15 protein-coding genes are annotated in these 18,127 nt (G+C 71.6%); 5 read left to right on the plus strand and 10 right to left on the minus strand.

Translation table 11 applies throughout. The features are described 5' to 3' along the window. Window positions 1-91 precede the first annotated feature (91 nt). The 3 genes from ABZU32_RS16040 to ABZU32_RS16050 form a co-directional block, all read right to left on the minus strand. Entirely contained in the window at window positions 92-1,312 is a 1,221-nt protein-coding gene (locus ABZU32_RS16040; protein ID WP_354922611.1) for an acetyl-CoA C-acetyltransferase, read from the minus strand. A gap of 146 nt (window positions 1,313-1,458) precedes the next feature. Next, window positions 1,459-2,811 carry a PQQ-binding-like beta-propeller repeat protein gene (locus tag ABZU32_RS16045; RefSeq protein WP_354922614.1) on the minus strand — a complete coding sequence of 451 codons (1,353 nt, stop codon included), beginning with the start codon at window positions 2,809-2,811 and terminating at the stop codon, window positions 1,459-1,461. 51 nt (window positions 2,812-2,862) lie between these two features. Beyond that, complete coding sequence (locus tag ABZU32_RS16050) at window positions 2,863-3,855, minus strand: SGNH/GDSL hydrolase family protein (RefSeq protein ID WP_354922617.1); 993 nt, start codon at window positions 3,853-3,855, stop codon at window positions 2,863-2,865. 280 nt (window positions 3,856-4,135) lie between these two features. Between ABZU32_RS16050 and ABZU32_RS16055 the strand changes: the two genes are divergently transcribed. After that, window positions 4,136-5,515: a cystathionine beta-synthase gene (locus tag ABZU32_RS16055; RefSeq protein WP_354839956.1), complete on the plus strand. Its 1,380-nt coding sequence runs from the start codon at window positions 4,136-4,138 to the stop codon at window positions 5,513-5,515. Window positions 5,516-5,525: 10 nt separating this feature from the next. On the opposite strand, the gene ABZU32_RS16060 is transcribed toward ABZU32_RS16055, so the two are convergent. Continuing rightward, on the minus strand, window positions 5,526-6,695 hold the full coding sequence (locus ABZU32_RS16060; RefSeq protein WP_354922620.1) for a histidine kinase: 1,170 nt from the start codon (window positions 6,693-6,695) through the stop codon (window positions 5,526-5,528). 385 nt (window positions 6,696-7,080) lie between these two features. Here ABZU32_RS16060 and ABZU32_RS16065 point away from each other — a divergent pair, with 385 nt between their 5' ends. Further along, window positions 7,081-8,226: a cystathionine gamma-synthase gene (locus tag ABZU32_RS16065; RefSeq protein WP_354839962.1), complete on the plus strand. Its 1,146-nt coding sequence runs from the start codon at window positions 7,081-7,083 to the stop codon at window positions 8,224-8,226. A gap of 33 nt (window positions 8,227-8,259) precedes the next feature. Here the strand turns inward: ABZU32_RS16065 and ABZU32_RS16070 are convergent, their stop codons facing one another. From ABZU32_RS16070 to ABZU32_RS16085, 4 genes are all read right to left on the minus strand, one after another. Further along, window positions 8,260-8,691: a hypothetical protein gene (locus tag ABZU32_RS16070; RefSeq protein ID WP_354839964.1), complete on the minus strand. Its 432-nt coding sequence runs from the start codon at window positions 8,689-8,691 to the stop codon at window positions 8,260-8,262. A gap of 76 nt (window positions 8,692-8,767) precedes the next feature. Beyond that, entirely contained in the window at window positions 8,768-8,926 is a 159-nt protein-coding gene (locus ABZU32_RS16075; protein ID WP_354922623.1) for a hypothetical protein, read from the minus strand. 220 nt (window positions 8,927-9,146) lie between these two features. Further along, complete coding sequence (locus ABZU32_RS16080) at window positions 9,147-11,102, minus strand: hypothetical protein (RefSeq protein WP_354922626.1); 1,956 nt, start codon at window positions 11,100-11,102, stop codon at window positions 9,147-9,149. Window positions 11,103-11,243: 141 nt separating this feature from the next. Beyond that, the gene (locus tag ABZU32_RS16085) at window positions 11,244-12,713 is read right to left on the minus strand and encodes a sigma 54-interacting transcriptional regulator (RefSeq protein ID WP_354922629.1); all 1,470 of its coding nucleotides are present in this window, start codon (window positions 12,711-12,713) and stop codon (window positions 11,244-11,246) included. Between the two features lie 170 nt (window positions 12,714-12,883). Between ABZU32_RS16085 and ABZU32_RS16090 the strand changes: the two genes are divergently transcribed. The 3 genes from ABZU32_RS16090 to ilvA all read left to right on the plus strand — a co-directional run bounded on the left by ABZU32_RS16090 (window position 12,884) and on the right by ilvA (window position 16,707). Continuing rightward, the gene (locus tag ABZU32_RS16090) at window positions 12,884-14,053 is read left to right on the plus strand and encodes an FIST N-terminal domain-containing protein (protein WP_354839975.1); all 1,170 of its coding nucleotides are present in this window, start codon (window positions 12,884-12,886) and stop codon (window positions 14,051-14,053) included. Between the two features lie 310 nt (window positions 14,054-14,363). Further along, on the plus strand, window positions 14,364-15,419 hold the full coding sequence (locus tag ABZU32_RS16095; protein ID WP_354922632.1) for an ROK family protein: 1,056 nt from the start codon (window positions 14,364-14,366) through the stop codon (window positions 15,417-15,419). A 73-nt stretch (window positions 15,420-15,492) separates the two neighbouring features. Further along, a complete protein-coding gene (gene ilvA, locus ABZU32_RS16100; protein WP_354922635.1) occupies window positions 15,493-16,707 on the plus strand; it encodes a threonine ammonia-lyase in 1,215 nt (404 codons plus the stop codon). A 62-nt stretch (window positions 16,708-16,769) separates the two neighbouring features. Here ilvA and ABZU32_RS16105 read toward each other — a convergent pair whose 3' ends face one another. Together ABZU32_RS16105 and ABZU32_RS16110 are read right to left on the minus strand one after the other, a co-directional pair. Further along, the gene (locus tag ABZU32_RS16105; RefSeq protein ID WP_354922638.1) at window positions 16,770-17,093 is read right to left on the minus strand and encodes a MazG-like family protein; all 324 of its coding nucleotides are present in this window, start codon (window positions 17,091-17,093) and stop codon (window positions 16,770-16,772) included. Between the two features lie 190 nt (window positions 17,094-17,283). Then, window positions 17,284-18,127 (minus strand): tetratricopeptide repeat protein (locus ABZU32_RS16110; RefSeq protein ID WP_354922641.1); only part of this gene is annotated, 844 nt, incomplete at its 5' end.

Here is an 18,127-nt window from a genome sequence, read left to right on the forward strand (position 1 = left end):
CGCATCCGCAGCGAGAAACAACGCCGCTGGGGACGACCCGCCAACCAGGCCGCCTGATCAACCAACCCGGCGAACGTTCATGGACACCGCACTAGTTGAGGCGCTCCAGCACCATGGCCATGCCCTGGCCGCCGCCGACGCACATCGTCTCAAGGCCGATCGACTTGTCGTGGAAGCGCAGGCCGTTGAGCAGCGTGGAGGTGATGCGGGCGCCCGTCATGCCGAACGGGTGCCCGACGGCGATCGCGCCGCCGTTGACGTTCAGCCGGTCGAGGTCGATGCCGAGCTCCTGGTAGGACGGGATCACCTGCGCGGCGAACGCCTCGTTGATCTCCACCAGGTCGACGTCGGAGATCGACATGCCGGCGCGGCCCAGCGCCTGCCGGGACGCCTCCACCGGCCCGAGGCCCATGATCTCGGGGGACAGGCCGGTGACGCCGGTCGACACGATGCGGGCCAGCGGCGTGATGCCCAGTTCGGCGGCCTTGACGTCGCTCATCACGATCACCGCGGCGGCGCCGTCGTTCAGCGGGCAGCAGTTGCCGGCCGTGACCGTGCCGTCGGGCCGGAACACCGGCTTGAGCTGCGAGACCGCCTCGTAGGTGGTGCCGGGCCGCGGGCCGTCGTCCCTGCTGACGACCGTGCCGTCGGGCAGCGTCACCGGGGTGATGTCCTGCTCCCAGAACCCGTTGGCGAGGGCCTTCTCGGCGAGGTTCTGCGAGCGGACGCCGAACTCGTCCTGCTCCTGGCGGCTCACGCCGCGCATGCCGGCGACGTTCTCGGCGGTCTGGCCCATCGCGACGTAGATGTCGGGCAGCCGCGCGTCCTGGCGCGGGTCGTGCCACACCGGCCCGCCGCCCTCGGCGCGGGCGTCGGTGCGCGTCTTGGCGTCCAGGAACAGCGGATTGGTGGTCTCGGGCAGCGAGTCGGAGTTGCCCTTGACGAAGCGCGAGACGCACTCGACGCCGGCCGAGATGAACACATCGCCCTCGCCCGCCTTGATGGCGTGGAAGGCCATGCGGGTGGTCTGCAGCGAGGAGGAGCAGTAGCGGGTGACCGTGGTGCCGGGGACGCCGTCCAGCCCGAGCAGCACCGAGACCACCCGGGCCATGTTGAACCCCTGCTCGCCGCCCGGCAGGCCGCAACCGAGCATCAGGTCGTCGACCTCGTTGGGATCGAGCTGCGGCACCTTGTCGAGCGCGGCCTTGATCATCTGGACGGTGAGGTCGTCGGGACGGATGTCCTTGAGCGACCCCTTGAAGGCTCGGCCGATCGGCGAACGTGCGGTCGCGACGATGACTGCCTCGGGCATGTGGCTCTCCTGGGTTCGTGACAGGGCTCCCTCCAGCGGAGGTTACCGCGCGGTAGGGCCGTTGCCACGCGCCGGGGCGTCAAGAAACAGAACTATGTACGGCCAACACGTACCGGGCCGCGCCGGCCTGTGCCCCGGCCCATGTGTCAGCCGTACATACCGGGAGCGGTGCCCGTGGCGTCCCGGACGGCGTGCACGGCGCCCTTCTCGTCGCGCCACAGGCGCCAGCCGTCCTGGCTGCCGGTGAACCATGCGGGCGGCGTGCCCGCCGCGCTCAGACGCCTGCCGGTGGCCAGGTCGAACTCGCACAGGGCCGCGACGGAGTAGAAGCCCTGGGCCGCCTCGCGCAGCGGCAGCGGCTTGGGGTCGGTCACGCAGAACGACCAGCCGTGCTGCCCTCGCACCGGGGCGGCCCGCCCGGAGGCCAGGTCGAACGCCGACCCGGCGGCGCCGGGCTTGAGGAAGCCGAGCCGCCCCATGTCGCCGGGGAAGGCGAGCCACCAGCCGGTGCCGGGGACCTGCTCGGAGGTGATCTGCCCCGTCACGCGGCCGGTGCCGGGGTCGAGCCGGGCGAAGCCGCCGTACTGCCCCTGTTCGTCGACGGGACGCACGATCGGGGCGAGGCCGGGGCTGCCGCTGGGGTAGACGCGCACCACCGACGGGCGCAGCCAGTTGACCCGGCCGTCCGCCAGCCGCACCGAGAAGACGCCGAAGGAGGAGGTGCGCTTCTTCTCGGGGTTGGTGTACGGGGCGACGTAGCCGACCAGGTCGCCGCCGGTGGCGCCGAAGGCCCAGCCGCCCGACAGGTCGACGCCGGTGTTCAGCGCCTGCTCCACCGGAAGCCGCCACACCGGCTCGCCGGTCTTGACGTCGTGGGCGGACAGCACGGGGTGCCTGGCCATGCGGAGCATGACGACCCGGGCCGCGTCGGACCACTCGACCTCGGCGATGCCGGGCAGCCGCCACAGGGTGCGGCCGGTGAGCGGGTCCAGGACGACCATGCGGGCGGAGGCCAGGGCGGTGTTCTCCGACACGCAGAAGTAGGGCCCGCACCGCTGCGGGCCGAAGGTGGAGTGGATCGGGCGGGACCACCTGCGCTGCCCCGTCCGTGCGTCCACGGCGGCCAGGGACGCCGTCCATCTGCCCTGCGCGACCGGGTCGACCGCGGCGACGACCCCCTGGCCGGGGGCGGTGTCGACGGCGGCCGGGGGTTGCACGCCCATGCCCGGCAGGCGCCCGGCGATGGTGGCGGGGTGGGCCCACAGCTTCCGGCCGGTGGCGAGGTCGAGGGCGGTGGTCTCCAGCGTGCCGTCCGCCCTCATGGAGGTCACCGCGGCGACACCGGCGGCCACGGTGGCGCGGCTGACGGCGTTGACCTCGTCGTTGCGCCAGGTCGGGTGCGTCTGCTCGCCGGCCGCCTTGCTGCTGGAGCAGCCGGCCAGGGCCAGGACCCCGGCGAGCGCCAGGGCTGGTTGCGCGAGAGACCGGATCACGGGCATTACCCTCCAATGCCGTCAGAGTGACGGCCGTATCGCGGAGGGTGACCGGGTTCAGGCGCTGCGAGGCATCGTCCCCGGCCGCCGACGAAGAATCATGGCCCATCTGCCGTGGGGGCCGGTCGCGCGGCCGGCGACGCGGGTCGCGGTGACCTCGGTGCCGGACTCCTCCGCGGCCTTGGCCGCCGCGAGGTAAATCGATTGCGATCCCTCGCCGCGCTCGGGCTCGGGCTCGGGCCCGAATCCCAACGCGGCGCATACAGAAGGTAGCACTACGTAAGCGGACCGTTGGTAACCTCGGGCAGATGGGTGATATCGATCAGGTCCGAACATCTCGTCCGGATATGTCGTGAATTCCGGGCCGAGGATGTCGGCGAAGGCCACCGTGCGGCCGCCCTCCTCGATCACCGCCACCGTCTGCGCCGCCGCGAGCTGCCGGCTCCACCGCTGCGTCATCCAGCGCAGCGGCTGGGCGATGGGACGGATCGTCCCGAGGTCGGGACAGGTGCCGACGACGACCTCCGTGCCCGCCTCGCGCAACCGCGCCACGGCCTCGCGCAGGTGCCCGACCGCGTCGCCGGGCCGGGTCTTGGTGGTCACGTCGTTGGCGCCGACGAAGATGACCGCGATCTCCGGGCGCGTCTTGAGCGCGCGGTCCACCTGGTGGGACAGGTCGGCCGACACCGCGCCCGACCGGCCGAACACGTCGAGCCGGACGGGCCGGCCGGCGGCCGCGGCCAGGCCTCTGGCGATGATCACGGCGGGGGTGTCCTCAGGATCGGACACGCCGAGCCCGACGGAGGTGGAGTCGCCCAGCATGACCATGGCGATGGGCCGGCCCTGCTCGGCCCCCGCCCGGCCGTAGAGCCCATCTGAAGCGGGGCCGTCCATGCCGTGCGGGCGGCCGACGATTCTGCGGGCGAGCAGCGCCTCGGTGAACAGGACGGCGTACATGGCGGCTCCGAGCGCGGTCACTCCACCGCCGCCCAACGCGGCCGCGGTGGCGATCCGGCGAGCGGCCCGTGCGGTCGCGGGCGTCCAGATCACTTCCGGTGTCCTTTCCTGGATCCGTTTGCTTCTGTGATGATTCCCATCCCGGCCGTGGTGCTCACAACGACGCGGGCGGCCGGTGAACGGCGGCCGGTGAGGACCGCCGTGCGCCCGCACCCGTCTTTAGGGGCCCCCGACTCGTGGCGGCCCGTCCCCTGTGGTCCTGGTCGTGACGGTACGGTGAGGAATTGGAACCAGCCGGACCCCGGATCACGCACCGGAAACCGGCATCAATCGGCACGCTGACACAGCTTCGGCAAATGAGGTGTTATTCCCGGTGCGCGTTCACGATTCGCTCATCGAGCTCATGGGCGACACTCCGCTCGTGCGGCTGCGCAAGGTCACGACCGGCATCTCGGCGCAGGTCCTCGCCAAGGTCGAGTACTTCAACCCCGGTGGCTCGGTGAAGGACCGCATCGCCCTGCGCATGGTGGAGGCCGCCGAGCGCTCGGGCGCGCTGCGGCCCGGCGGCACCATCGTGGAGCCGACCTCGGGCAACACCGGCATCGGCCTGGCCATCGTGGCCCAGGACCGCGGCTATCGCTGCCTGTTCGTGGTCCCCGACAAGGTCGCCCAGGACAAGATCAACGTGCTGCGCGCGTACGGCGCCGAGGTCGTGGTGTGCCCGACGGCGGTCTCGCCCGACCACCCCAACAGCTACTACTCGGTCTCCGACCGGCTGGTGCGCGAGGTGCCGAACGCCTGGAAGCCCGACCAGTACTCCAACCCCGAGAACCCCGAGAGCCACTACCGCTCGACCGGGCCGGAGATCTGGGAGCAGACCGAGGGGCGCATCACCCACTTCGTCGCCGGCGTCGGCACGGGCGGCACGATCAGCGGCACCGGGCGCTACCTCAAGGAGGTCTCGGGCGGCCGGGTGCAGATCATCGGCGCCGACCCCGAGGGCTCGGTCTACTCCGGCGGCTCCGGGCGTCCCTACCTGGTCGAGGGCGTCGGTGAGGACTTCTGGCCGGCGACCTACGACACCAAGATCGCCGACCGCATCGTCGCGGTCTCCGACAAGGACTCCTTCTGGATGACCCGCCGCCTGGCGCGCGAGGAGGCCCTGCTGGTCGGCGGCTCCTGCGGCATGGCGGTCGTGGCCGCCCTGCGGGTCGCGGCCGAGGCCGGTCCGGACGCCGTCGTGGTCGTCCTGCTGCCGGACGGCGGGCGCGGCTACCTGTCCAAGATCTTCAACGACGACTGGATGGCCGACTACGGCTTCCTGACCTCCTCCAGCGAGGAGGGGCTGGTCGGCGACGTGCTCGGCCGCAAGTCCCCCGGGCTGCCGGAGTTCGTGCACACCCACCCGCACGAGTCGGTCAGCACGGCCATCTCGATCATGCGCGAGTACAGCGTCTCGCAGCTTCCCGTCATGAAGGAGGAGCCGCCGGTCATGGCGGCCGAGGTGGTCGGCTCGATCGTCGAGCGCGACCTGCTCGAGGGCCTGTACCGGGGCAAGGTGCGCGGCGAGGACCCCATCGAGGACCACATGTCCGCGCCGCTCCCCATGGTCGGCGCGGGGGAGCCGGTCGCGGTCGCCATCGAGGCGCTGGAGAAGGCCGACGCCGCGGTCGTCCTCGACGACGGCAAGCCGATCGGCCTGATCACCCGCCAGGACCTGCTGGCCTTCCTCGCCAGCACGGTCAACGCCTGACCTTCGCCCCTCAGGAGGCGGTGGTCTCGCGGTCCGCGCGGTCGAGAGGGAACCAGGCGCGGACCTCCCACGCGCCGTCGGTGGCGGGGCCCGCGACGAGGTCGCCTCCGACGGCCTTGACCCGCTCGGCCATGCCGACCAGCCCGTACCCCCCGCCCATCTTGGACAGGCGGGGGTCGGCCGAGGTCCGCGGGTTGCGCACGCGCAGCGCCACCCCGCGTTCGGCCGGGCGCAGGTCGGCCGTCACCCAGGCCGCGTGGGGCGCGTGCCGCCGTACGTTGGTCAGGGACTCCTGAAGGACCCGGTGCAGGGTGGTGAGCACCTCCGGCGCCAGCGACGGCTCAGCGAGGCCCTGGCCCACGTCGAAGGCCACCTGCGGGCCCGAGGAGGAGAAGCGCTCGACGAGCAGGCGCAGGTCGGCGAGCGTGGTGGCCCCCGCGTTCCGCGAGGCGTCGTCCTCGGCCCGCAGGACGCCGACCAGGCGGCGCATGGAGGCCAGCGCGTCGGCCCCGGCGCCGGCGATGGCGGATAGGGCGGGCTCGACGGCGTCGGGCCGGTGGGCCGCCACCGCCTTGGCCGCCTGTGCCTGGACCACGATGCCGGTGATGTGGTGGGCGACCAGGTCGTGCAGTTCGCGCGCCAGCTCCAGGCGCTCGGCCCTGCGCACGGCGCTCACGGTCGCCTGGCGGCGTTCCAGCTGGTAGCGCAGGTAGCTGCCGATGCCCATCGCGGCGGCCCAGGCGACGAACATCATGAACCCGAAGGCGAGGTTGGCCGAGGTCATCGGGCGCAGGCTCGCCAGCTGCAACGTGAGGGCCGACAGCACCGCCAGCAGCACCGCCGTGCGCAGCGGCCGGACCCAGCGCACGACGCCCACGGTGATCAGCAGGAGGGCGCCGGCCTCGGCGAGCCCGGGGTTGCCGTGGGAGCGCAGCGCGAGCACCGCGATGGAGACGGCCGCGGACATCGCCATCAGCAGCACCGCGCCCTGCGCGCGGTAGCGGTGGCGCAGCAGATAGGCTCCGATGCCGATGAGGCCGCACAGCGGGACCGCCGGCTGCGCCTTGCCGACCTGGAAGGCGATCACCGTGTCGACCACCAGCAGCAGGCACAGGAACCCGACCAGCGTGATCTCGCTGAGCCGCTGGACGACGTGGACCAGCCGCGGGGTCTCCCTCACAGGCATCGAGGTTAACCGCCGTCCGGACATCCCGTATCGGCCGTTCGGCCGGTTTCCGAGGCCGTGCCCGCGCGGCGTTCGGGGGGCCCTGCCCGCGAAGTCGGGGGCCCTATTGCTCCCGGTCGGGGCGGCCGCGCGGGAAAACGGGGTTCACACGGCGCCGATCATGTGGTCGCGCCCGTGAGAGCGTCCGGCCGGCGGCGCGTTGCATCGACGTCGTGCGGCGGAGCCGGAGCCGCCGTCCGGAGCGCTCGGTCTCCGCACGGCCGGCATTAGGGGTTCCCGGCGCCGCGCGCGGGCGAGCGCCGGGCCGATCCCGGCGTCATCGCGGGTACGTCGTCCCCTCCCGCCGTTTCCCCCTCCGAGAGGGCGATACCGTGAAGTCATGATTGAAGGCTTTGAGACGCTGGCCATTCACGCAGGCCAGGAGCCCGACCCGCACACCGGCGCGGTCGTGCCCCCCATATACGCCGTGTCGACCTACAAGCAGGACGGCGTGGGAGGGCTGCGGTCGGGGTACGAGTACAGCCGCTCGGCTAACCCGACCAGGGACGCACTGCAGGAGTGCCTGGCGGCCATCGAGAGCGGGACGCGCGCCATGGCGTTCGCCTCCGGCCTGGCGGCCGAGGACGCCCTGCTCCGCACGATCTGCCGGCCCGGCGACCACGTCATCATCCCCGACGACGCCTACGGCGGCACCTACCGGCTGTTCGCCAAGGTCCTGGAGCGCTGGGGCCTGCACTTCGACCCGGTGCCGCTCGGCGACCTGGACGCGGTGCGCGCGGCGGTCCGGCCGGCGAGCACCAAGGCCATCTGGGTCGAGACCCCCACCAACCCGCTGCTGAACATCGCCGACATCGAGGCGCTGGCCTCCATCGCCCACCAGGCGGACGCCCGGCTGGTGGTGGACAACACCTTCGCCTCGCCGTACCTGCAGCAGCCGCTCGCCCTCGGCGCCGACGTGGTCATCCACTCGACCACCAAGTACGTCGGCGGGCACTCCGACGTGATCGGCGGCGCGCTCATCGCCCGCGACCGCGACCTCGGCGACGAGCTGGCCTACCACCAGAACGCCATGGGCGCCGTCGCCGGCCCGTTCGACGCCTGGCTGACGCTGCGCGGCATCAAGACCCTCGCACTGCGCATGGAGCGCCACTGCGACAACGCCGAGCGGGTGGTCGACCTGCTGCTGTCGCACCCCAAGGTGACCCAGGTGCTCTACCCGGGTCTGGCGAGCCACCCCGGGCACGAGGTGGCGGCCAAGCAGATGCGGCGCTTCGGCGGCATGGTCTCCTTCCGCGTGGCGGGCGGCGAGGAGGCGGCCGTCGAGATCTGCAACCGCGCGAAGCTGTTCACGCTGGGCGAGTCGCTCGGCGGCGTGGAGTCGCTGATCGAGCACCCGGGGCGCATGACCCACGCCTCGGCGGCGGGCTCGCCGCTGGAGGTGCCCTCGGACCTGGTGCGCCTGTCGATCGGCATCGAGACCGCCGGGGACCTGCTGGCGGACCTCACCTACGCCCTCGGCGGCTGAGCAGGACGACGCCGACCCCTGGCGCCGGCGGCGTCAGGGGTTGAACCACACCATCAGCACGAGGATCACCAGCCAGATGAGCGCGGTGATCGAGCCCAACGTGGCGATGCGCCCGGTCTGCACCTTGGCGTCGTCCTCGGGCGTCTCGTTGGACAGGGCCCGGACGGCGGCGCGCTGGTCGCGTTCGATGATGACCAGCAGCACCGCCGCCACGACGAACAGCGTCATCGAGATCGACAGGTAGGGCCGGCCCAGGGCGCTGCCGCCCAGCGCGATGCCGAACAGGAAGACGCCGAGGGTGAGGACGCCGAAGACGCGCGTCGTGCGGTGCAGATGACGCAGCACCCCGACGTCCTTGGCCCGGATGTATCGCGGCGTGAAGCTGGTGGCGACCGTCACCGGCCCGATCGCGAAGATCGCGAAGCCGATGTGCAGCCACAGCAGAAGTTTGTCGAGGAACGACATGCCGCTGAGGCTACCGTCTCAGTGATCAGCGTGGGAACGGTGTGATGGGCGGCCGTGCACAATCATGGGACGCGGCTCAGGCGTTCGGGACGTTCGGGGCGTCCTGCGCCGCCTCCTCGGGGAGGGGCGGCTCGTCCACCGGCGGCCTGGCCTGCAGGTGGCGGTTGTTCACGGTGAGCTCGAACATCGCCACCGTGATGATCATGAGCGCCAGGAGAGCGATCGCGGCGAACATTGCACTCTCCTTTCATGACGGGCCGTTGCCGGCCGCTTTTGCGATGGCTTGGACCACCTCCAATAAATATCCTCGGGTATTGCATATCAGTCAGCAACCGATTAACGAAGCGCATCGAATGCCCGGACCAAATCGGAGCGCGGTCCAGTGAAATGGACATACCCCCGTAAACCAGTCGATAGACCAGCTCGCGGGGGTCGGCCTTCGGAGGCGCCCTGGTTCAGCGGGAGCGGCGCGCCCGCAGGAAGTCGCTGACCACGTACTCGCCGAGCCGGTCGGCGCTGGGGGAGAAGACCCGGCCGCCGTTGCGCCGCGCCACCTCGTCCACGAACTCCTTGAGCCGCTCGTCGGTGGCCAGCATGAAGACGTTGATCGTGGCCCGGCGCCGGGTCATCTTGTCGACCTCGGCCAGCGTCAGCTCCAGCGTCTCGCGCGAGGGCGGCCACTCGAACCAGGACCGGCCGTTGCGCATAAGGTGGGCGGTCGGCTCGCCGTCGGTGACGACCAGCACCACCGGCTCGAAGTCGGGGTGCCGGTCGAGGTGGCGGCCCGCGATCAACAGCGCGTGGTGGAGGTTGGTCCCCTGCACCATGTCCCACTCGAGCCCGGCCAGCTCCTCGGGCTGGAGCACCCGGGCGTAGTTGGAGAAGCCGACGATCTGCACGGCGTCACCGGGGAACTTCGAGGCCACCAGCGCCTGCAGGGCGAGCGCCGTCTGCTTGGCGGGCGCCCAGGTGCCGCGCAGCGCCATGGAGTAGGACAGGTCCACCAGCAGGCACACGGCGGCGGCGGTGCGCCGTTCGGTCTCGGCCACCTCGAAGTCGTCGACGGACAGCGACACCCGGCCCTCGCCGGCCGGCCCGCCCCGCCGCACGCCGTTGACCAGCGTGCGCACCACGTCGATGGGCTGCTCGTCGCCGAAGCGCCACGGGCGGGTGGTGCCGGTGAGCTCGCCGGCGGCCCCCGCGTCCCGCTGGTCGTGGTCGCCGCGGCGACCGGCGTCCAGCGAGTCGAACACGCGGCGCAGCGCGGTCTCGCCGAGCCTGCGCACGGCCTTCGGGGTCAGCTCCAGCTTGCCGCGCTGGCGGCGGAGGTACCCCTGCTCCTCCAACTCGCGCTCGATGCGCCGGAGGGCCTCCAGGTCGTCGACCGCCGAACGGCCGAGGGCGCGGCGGATCGCGGCCTCGTCGACGTCGTCCAGCCGGGCGCCCGGGTAGTCCTGCGCGAGCGACTGCTCCAGGCGGTCGAGGTCGGCGAGCTCCTCCAGCGCGCTGACGGCGTCGCCCATGCCGAGGGGCTGGTCGCCGTCCATCCGCTCGGAGCCGTCCCAGGCGAGGTCGGGCCGCCGGGCGTACAGGGCCTCGCCGAGGCGGGCCATCTGCTCCGACAGGCCGGCCTGGTTGAGAGTCTGGTCGATCAGGGCCTGCAGCTCCGCGCGCTGCTCGGGGGTCATGGAGGCGAGCATGCGCTGGGCCGCGGCGGCGCGGCGGGCGAGGATGTCGACCAGTTCTTCGAGGTTCCGGGGATTCTCCGGGAAGAATTCCCCATATTTTTCCATAAATTGCTGGAAATCCTGCTGGGTGTGCTGGCCTTGCGCATCCCGGTCCAGCATGTCGTTCAAATCCGACATCATCTGCCGGACCCGTTCCATCGCCTCCGGGTCCGGATTCGCGAGTGCGTCTCGCATTCCACGGAACCGGCTGTCGAGGACCTCACGGCGCAGCAGATCGCGCAGTTCCTCGAAGGTCTGCCGCGCGGCGGCCGAGCGCCACTCGTAGGAGCCGAGCTGCTGGACGGCGCTCGCGGTGTCGGCCGGCACCGAGTCGAGCTCGGCCTCGCGCAACCGCGCGTCGTCGGAGGGGTCGGGGAACAGCTCGGCGCGCTCCTGCCCGATCGCCTTGTCCAGCAGGGCACGGGCGCGTTCGAGCGTGCCGTTCAGGTTGCCGCGCTCACGCAGCTCCCGGCGGCGCCGGCGCACCTCGCGCAGCAGCTCGTCCAGGCCGCGCCGGTCGGGCGCGCCGGGCAGGCCGCGCCGGAGCAGGTCGCGCAGGGAGTCCAGCGGGGTGGAGCCGGACAGGATCGCGTCGCCCATCTCGTCGAGCGCGGCGCGGACGTCGTACGGAGGCGCCAGCGGGTCCGGACCGTCGTGGTACTCGCCGTATCGGTAGCCACTCATCGCATGTGAGCCTAATCGTCGTATGTCCGGTGTGCGAAGAACGTCCGCTTAGCGCAGACGGGGGCGTCCGGGCTCCCGGAGCGAGGGGAGACCGGAGGCCGGGCCCGGCGCGGCCGGAGGGGCCGGCGGGGCCCGGGGTGCTCAGGTGCGGTAGACCGCGCCTCCGTCGACCTCGTCCTTGGACAGGCGGCGCATGAGGTAGAGCCCTTCCAGGGCGAACTCCAGCGCGGCGGCGGCGTGCCCGGGGGACTCCTCGCCCTCGCCCATCCCGACGCCCGTCATGATCTTGGAGAGGCCGTTGACCGGGCCGATCTGCTGCAGCAGCTCGGTGGCGGGGGTCATCTCGCCGGACTCGATCTGGGCGCCCTCGGAGAACTTGTCCAGCAGCGCCGACAGGTCCATGCCGCCCAGGGTGCCGCGGAAGGTCTCGGCCACGGCCCGGCGCAGCAGGTGTGCCAGCACCTCGACCTCGCGTCCCTCCTCGCTGACCTCGAACTCCACCTTGCCCCGCAGCGTGGGGACGACGCCAGGCAGGTCGGCGACCCGGGCCACCGGGCGCTCCTCCCCGGTCAGGGCCGCCCGCCGCACCGCCGAGGCGGCGGCCGTCTCGGCCGCGGCGATGGCGAACCGGGCCGACACGCCCGACCGGGAGTCCACGGCCGTGGACTCGCGCACCAGGCGGGTGAACCGGGCGATCGTCTCCACCAGGTGCTCGGGCAGCTCGGCGCTCAGGCCCGCCTCCGCCGCGCCGCCCTGGCCCTCCGGCTCGTGCCCGCGCCAGTTGAGCGCGGACTCCTGGCGGATGAGCGCCAGCTCGTCCTCCAGGGTGAGCGGGTAGTGCGTGCGGATCTCCGCGCCGAAGCGGTCCTTCAGCGGGGTGATGATGCGGCCGCGGTTGGTGTAGTCCTCGGGGTTGGCGCTGGCGATGAGCAGGATGTCCAGGGGCAGCCGCAGGTTGTAGCCGCGGACCTGGATGTCGCGCTCCTCCAGCACGTTCAGCAGCGACACCTGGATGCGCTCGGCCAGGTCGGGCAGCTCGTTGACCGAGAACACGCCCCGGTTGGTGCGGGGCACCAGGCCGTAGTGGACGGTCTCGGGGTCGCCCAGCGTGCGGCCTTCGGCGATCTTGATGGGGTCGACGTCGCCGATCAGGTCGCCCACGGAGGTGTCGGGCGTGGCGAGCTTCTCGCCGTACCTGTCGTCGCGGTGCTTCCAGGCGACCGGGAGGTCCGCGCCCTTCTCGGCGGCGAGCTTGAGGCAGCGGACGCACTCGGGCGCGTACGGATGGTCGTTGATCTCACAGCCGTCGATGACCGGGGTCCACTCGTCCAGCAGGCCGGTGACGGTGCGGATGAGGCGGGTCTTGCCCTGACCGCGCTCGCCCAGCAGGACCAGGTCGTGACCCGCCAGCAGGGCTCGCTCGAGGTGGGGCAGCACGGTCTCGTCGAATCCGACGATGCCCGGGAATCTCGGCGCCCGTGAGCGTAACCTGGCCAGCAGATTCTCGCGGATCTCCGCCTTGACCGTGCGATAGGTGTGTCCACTTTCGCGCAGCTCACGGAGAGTGCGAGCTTGCGGCGTTTCACTTCGCTGTGTGGGCGATTCATGCACGAAGACGAGACTACGTCGCGGGGGACGGTGTCGGCAGCATTCCGGATTTCGGATCTTGACTATTGCGGGGCGCTCCGTACGCGTTGTTAGTCCCGTAGTGGGGAGAATCCGGCTAAGAGGGGCGAACGTACGACACACTACGACTCGCGACACTGGAGGAGGCGAGGCGTGTGGCAGTGCTGACGAGCCGGTTCTCGGACGGTCTCGCCGTGGGCCCCGACCTGGTCGGCGCCGCGGAGGCCGCGGTACGCCAAGCGCTGTCCGGCCTCTCCGGGCCACCCGACCTCGTGTGCTTCTTCATCTGCGGCGACGACCCCGAGGAGGTCGCCCGCGCCGGGCTGCGCGCCATGCGCATGGCGCCGGGCGCCGAGATCATCGGCTGCAGCGCCACCGGCGTCATCGGCGACGGCCAGGGAGTCGAGCTGACCTCGGCGGTCAGCGCGTGGGCGGCCAGCTTCGACGGCGGCCGCGCGACCACCTTCGCCCTGGAGACCCTCCGCATGGAGGACCGCTTCGTCATCATCGGCCTGCCCGACCGCGACCCCGACGACCGGGTGGCCGTCCTGCTGGCCGACCCCTACAGCTTCCCCACCGACGCCTTCGTCGAGCACTCCTGCGACGTCCTCGGCGACCTCCCGATCGTCGGCGGCCTGGCCAACGGCATCGGCGGGCAGGGCTCGGTACGCCTGTTCGCCGGCGGCGAGATGTACACCGAAGGGGCGATCGGCGTCATGCTGAGCGGCCCGATCAACGTGAGCACCGTGGTCAGCCAGGGCTGCCGCCCCATCGGCCCCACCATGGTCGTCACCCGCTCCGAGGACAACCTGCTGCTGGAGCTCGCCGGGCAGCCCGCGCTCGCCCGCCTGGAGGACATCGTCAGCGGCCTGGACGAGGAGGACCGCGAACTGGTCGCCTCCGGGCTGCAGATCGGCGTCGCCATGGACGAGTACGCCGAAAGCCACGAACGCGGAGACTTCCTCATCCGCGGCATCCTCGGCATCGACCCCGAACGCGAGGCCGTGGCCGTCGGCGACGTGCTCGACATCGGGCAGAGCGTCCGCTTCCAGGTCCGCGACGCCGCCGCCGCCGACGAGGACCTGTACGAACTGCTCGACGCCCACGTGGAACAGCGCGGACGCATCGACGGCGCCCTGCTGTTCTCCTGCAACGGCAGGGGGTCGGCCATGTTCGGCAGCTCCGACCACGACGTGCTCGCCCTGCACGACACCCTCGGCCCCATCGGCATGGCCGGCTTCTTCGCCGCCGGCGAAGTCGGCCCGGTCGCCGGCCACAACCACGTCCACGGCTTCTCCGCCGCCATCCTCGTCTTCTCTGCGTAGCTGTGTTTGCTTCTGCCTCGCTCCGCTCGGCGGGCTCGGGGCGCCTTTGAGGCGGCGTCCTTCGTCGTCGTTCACGAGCGCTCGTTCCTCGCACTCGCTCTCTCCTCCTCAGAACACCGCCGCGCCCCGAGCGGGTTGCTGTGGCCAATCCGTTGGGATGGCTGGGCGGGTCGGGGGTGCCTTTGGGGCGGGGGCTTCGTCGTCTGGAATTCGGCTCGCTGCGTTCGGCGGGGGCGTGTGATCCTTGGGGGGCGGGTGCGCTTGGGCGGAGCCGCGGGAGACGCACGGACGAGGGCTTGGAGCGTGGTCGGTGGCACATGACCCGGCGCGGGAGCTGTTGGGCGACGTGGCGCGCGAACTGGCGGCGGAGGCGGGGCGCGACCCCCAGTGCGTGCTGGCGGTCGACATCGGGGGCACCAAGTTCGCCGCCGGGCTGGTCGGGGCGCACGGGCAGGTCATCGTCGCCGAGCGCGTCGCCACGCCGCCCGGGGGAGACGCCGCGATGCTGTGGAAGACGCTGTCCGACCTGATCGACGTGGTCCTCGCGCGGCGGCCGGACGCCCGGACGGTCGGCGTGGGCGTGGGCTGCGGCGGGCCGATGACCTGGCCCGAGGGCGCCGTCTCGCCGTTGAACATGCCGGGCTGGCGCGGGTTCCCGCTCCGCGAGAGGCTGGCCGGGCGGTTCCCCGGCGTGCCGGTGCGCGTCCACAACGACGCCGTCTGCGTCGCCGCCGCCGAGCACTGGCGGGGAGCGGGCCGGGGCAGCGGCAACATGCTCGGCATGGTCGTCTCGACCGGCGTCGGCGGCGGCCTCATCCTCGGCGGCCGGCTGATCGACGGCGGCACCGGAAACGCCGGGCACATCGGGCACGTCGTGATCGACCCCGACGGCCCCCCATGCCAGTGCGGCGGCCGTGGATGCCTGGAGGCCATCAGCCGCGGCCCGGGCCTGGCCGCCTGGGCTCTGGAGCGAGGCTGGGTTCCCGGCGCCACCGGCGCCCGCCCCGAGGGACCGTACGTCGAGGCCGCGCAGGCGAGCGGCCGGCAGCTCGCGGCCGACGCCGCCGCGGGCGACCCGGTCGCTCTCGCGGCCTTCGCCCGCGCCGGCCGCGCGCTCGGCATCGGCATCGCCTCGGCCACCCACCTGTGCGACCTGGACGTCGTGACCATCGGCGGCGGCGTGTCGCAGGCCGGGTCACTGCTGTTCGGCCCCCTGGAGGAGGCGCTGCGGAGGCACGCCCGCCTCGGCTTCGCCCAGCGCGTCCGCGTCGTCCCCGCCCACCTCGGTCAGGACGCCGGCCTCATCGGCGCCGCCGCCCTGGTCCTGCGCCCCACCCACTACTGGACCGGCCCGCCCGACATGTGAGATGACGGCGGGGGCGCGGGTGATCGGTGGGCCGGTGGGATCGCGGCGGGAGGGGGAATGGGAGACTGCGGGCATGGCGCAGTCTGAGGTGACCTACGACGATGTGGTCGCCGCCCGTGATCTGCTCGAAGACGTCGTGATCCGCACCCCCCTGCTGCATTCGCGCGTGCTGTCGGAGATGATCGGCGGCCCGGTGTACCTCAAGTGCGAGAACCTCCAGCGGGCCGGGTCGTTCAAGGTCAGGGGCGCCTACGTGCGCATCGCCCGGCTGACCGAGGAAGAGCGCTCCCGCGGCGTGGTGGCGGCCAGCGCGGGCAACCACGCCCAGGGCGTGGCGCTGGCATCCGGGCTGCTGGGCTGCAAGTCCACGGTGTTCATGCCCGAGGGCGCCCCGCTGCCCAAGGTCGAGGCGACCCGCGCGTACGGGGCCGATGTGATCTTCGCGGGGACCACCGTCGACCAGGCGCTGGCCGCGGCCAAGCAGCACGCCGAGGAGACCGGGGCGGTGTTCATCCACCCCTTCGACCATCCCGACGTCGTGGCGGGCCAGGGCACCGTGGGGCTGGAGATCCTCGACCAGCTCCCCGACGTCGGCACGATCATGGTCGCGATCGGCGGCGGCGGGCTCGCGGCCGGGGTGGCGCTCGCGGTCAAGTCCATGCGCCCGGGGGTGCGCGTGGTGGGCGTGCAGGCCGAACAGGCCGCCGCCTACCCCGCCTCGCTGGCGGCCGGGCACCCGGTCATGGTCGACCCGGCGTCCACCATGGCGGACGGCATCGCCGTCGGCCGGCCCGGCGACATCACGTTCGAGATGATCCACTACCTGGTCGACAGCGTGGTCACCGTCTCGGAGGAGACGCTGTCGCGCGCGCTGCTGCTGTGCCTCGAACGCACCAAGCTCGTCGTGGAGCCGGCGGGCGTGGCCGGGGTCGCGGCGCTGCTCGACTGGCCGCACGCCTTCGAGCCGCCGGTGGTCGCGGTGCTGTCCGGCGGCAACATCGACCCGCTGCTGCTGTCGCGCGTACTGCGCCACGGTCTGTCGGCCGCGGGGCGCTACCTGGCCTTCCGGCTGCGGCTGCCCGACCGCCCGGGGGCGCTGGCGACGCTGCTCGCCCGGCTGGCCGACCTCGGCGCGAACGTGCTCGACGTCGGCCACGAGCGGGTCGACCCCCGCCTCCACCTGGACGAGGCCGAGGTGCTGCTCCACCTGGAGACCCGAGGCCCCGTCCACTGCGACGAGGTCCTCGCCGGCCTGCGCCGCTACGGCTACAAACTCATCTTCGGATAGGCCAAGAAATCGACTCGCCAGGACGCCGGCATCGCGGCCCCGCGATCGTCCGGAGCCCGGGTCTAGGCGGGTGAGCCGAGGGCTCTGGTCACGACGCCGGTGACGTGCTCACGGAAGACGTTCGCCGCGTCGGTGTTCCGTGACCGCAGGGCGACCATGGCGGTCAGGATGACGTCGCATAGCTCGTCGTCGACCTGTTCCCACGTGTGGGTGACACCCTTGCGGGGGTTCTGGCCGAGGGCGCCGATGACGGCCGCCGCGACCTCGCCCGTCTCCTCCGACACCTTCATCAGCCGCAACAGCAGCTCACTCTCAGGCGCAAGCGCACTCGCCGCATCCAGCCAGCCGACGAGCCGCTCGACGTTCCCCCAGGTACCGGCGTCCATGGACAGCAAAACTATCCGCCTGATGCGAAGAGCGTGGCAGATCTGGAGAGCCCACCCCGTACGACCCTGGACTCGCTGACCACGTCGCAGAACAGTGAGCAGCGGCGCGGACAGACCCTCTGTGAGACTGCCTTACCTCATCTGGCGGACGCTTCTGGACGAGAGGTCCTGGTGGACCCATGCGGGCAGGCTATTTCTTGCGTTTCGACGGGCGGCGGTTGGCCGGCTTTCCTCCGCGGAAAATGAACCCCTTGATGCGCTCCCTGATGCTCTTCTGCTCTCCGCTCAGCTGGCTGGGCGGTTCCTTCGACAGCCAGGAGAGGTTCTCAATGACGACGGATTTCTTCCTGTTCGCTTCATGAGGCGCGTCAAGGAGAGACACCAGTTGCCAAGCGACACCGGACGTGACCGTGTTCTTCTTGCCGTAGACCCGCTGACTGGTAGTGAGAGCATCCAAGAGTAAGGAGTGCGCTCTACCTTTCTCGCCCTGTGCGTGGAGGGTGATGGCCAGGTTGGCGGTCGCGTTGAGGGTGTCGGGGTGTTCGTCGCCGAGGAGCCGGCGGCGGGCGTCGAGCACCTGTTCTTTGAGAGCTCGGGCGTGGTCGTATTGGCCTTGTGCGTGGAGGGTGGCGGCGAGGGTGGCGATCGTGGTGATGGTGTCGGGGTGTTCGTCGCCGAGGAGCCGGCGGCGGGCATCCAGGACCTGTTCTGTCATGGTTTGGGCGTGGTCGTATTTGCCTTGTGCGTGGAGGGTGCTGGCCAGGTTAGCGATCGCATTGAGGGTGTGTGGGTGTTCGTCGCCGAGGAGTCGGCGGTAGGCGTCGAGTACCTGTTCCGACATGGTTTGGACGTGGTCGTATTCGCCTTGTGCGTGGAGGGTGGCGCCGAGGCTGGCGATCGCATTGATGGTGTCAGGGTGTTCGTCGCCGAGGAGTCGGCGGTAGGCGTCGATCACCTGTTCTTTTAGGGGGCGGGCGTGGTCGTATTCGCCTTGTGCGTGGAGGGTGGTGGCGAGGCTGGCGGTCGCGTTGAGG

It is taken from the genome of Sphaerisporangium sp. NPDC005288 (genome assembly GCF_040607475.1).
In the GTDB taxonomy this organism is placed as follows: Bacteria; Actinomycetota; Actinomycetes; order Streptosporangiales; family Streptosporangiaceae; genus Sphaerisporangium; species Sphaerisporangium rhizosphaerae.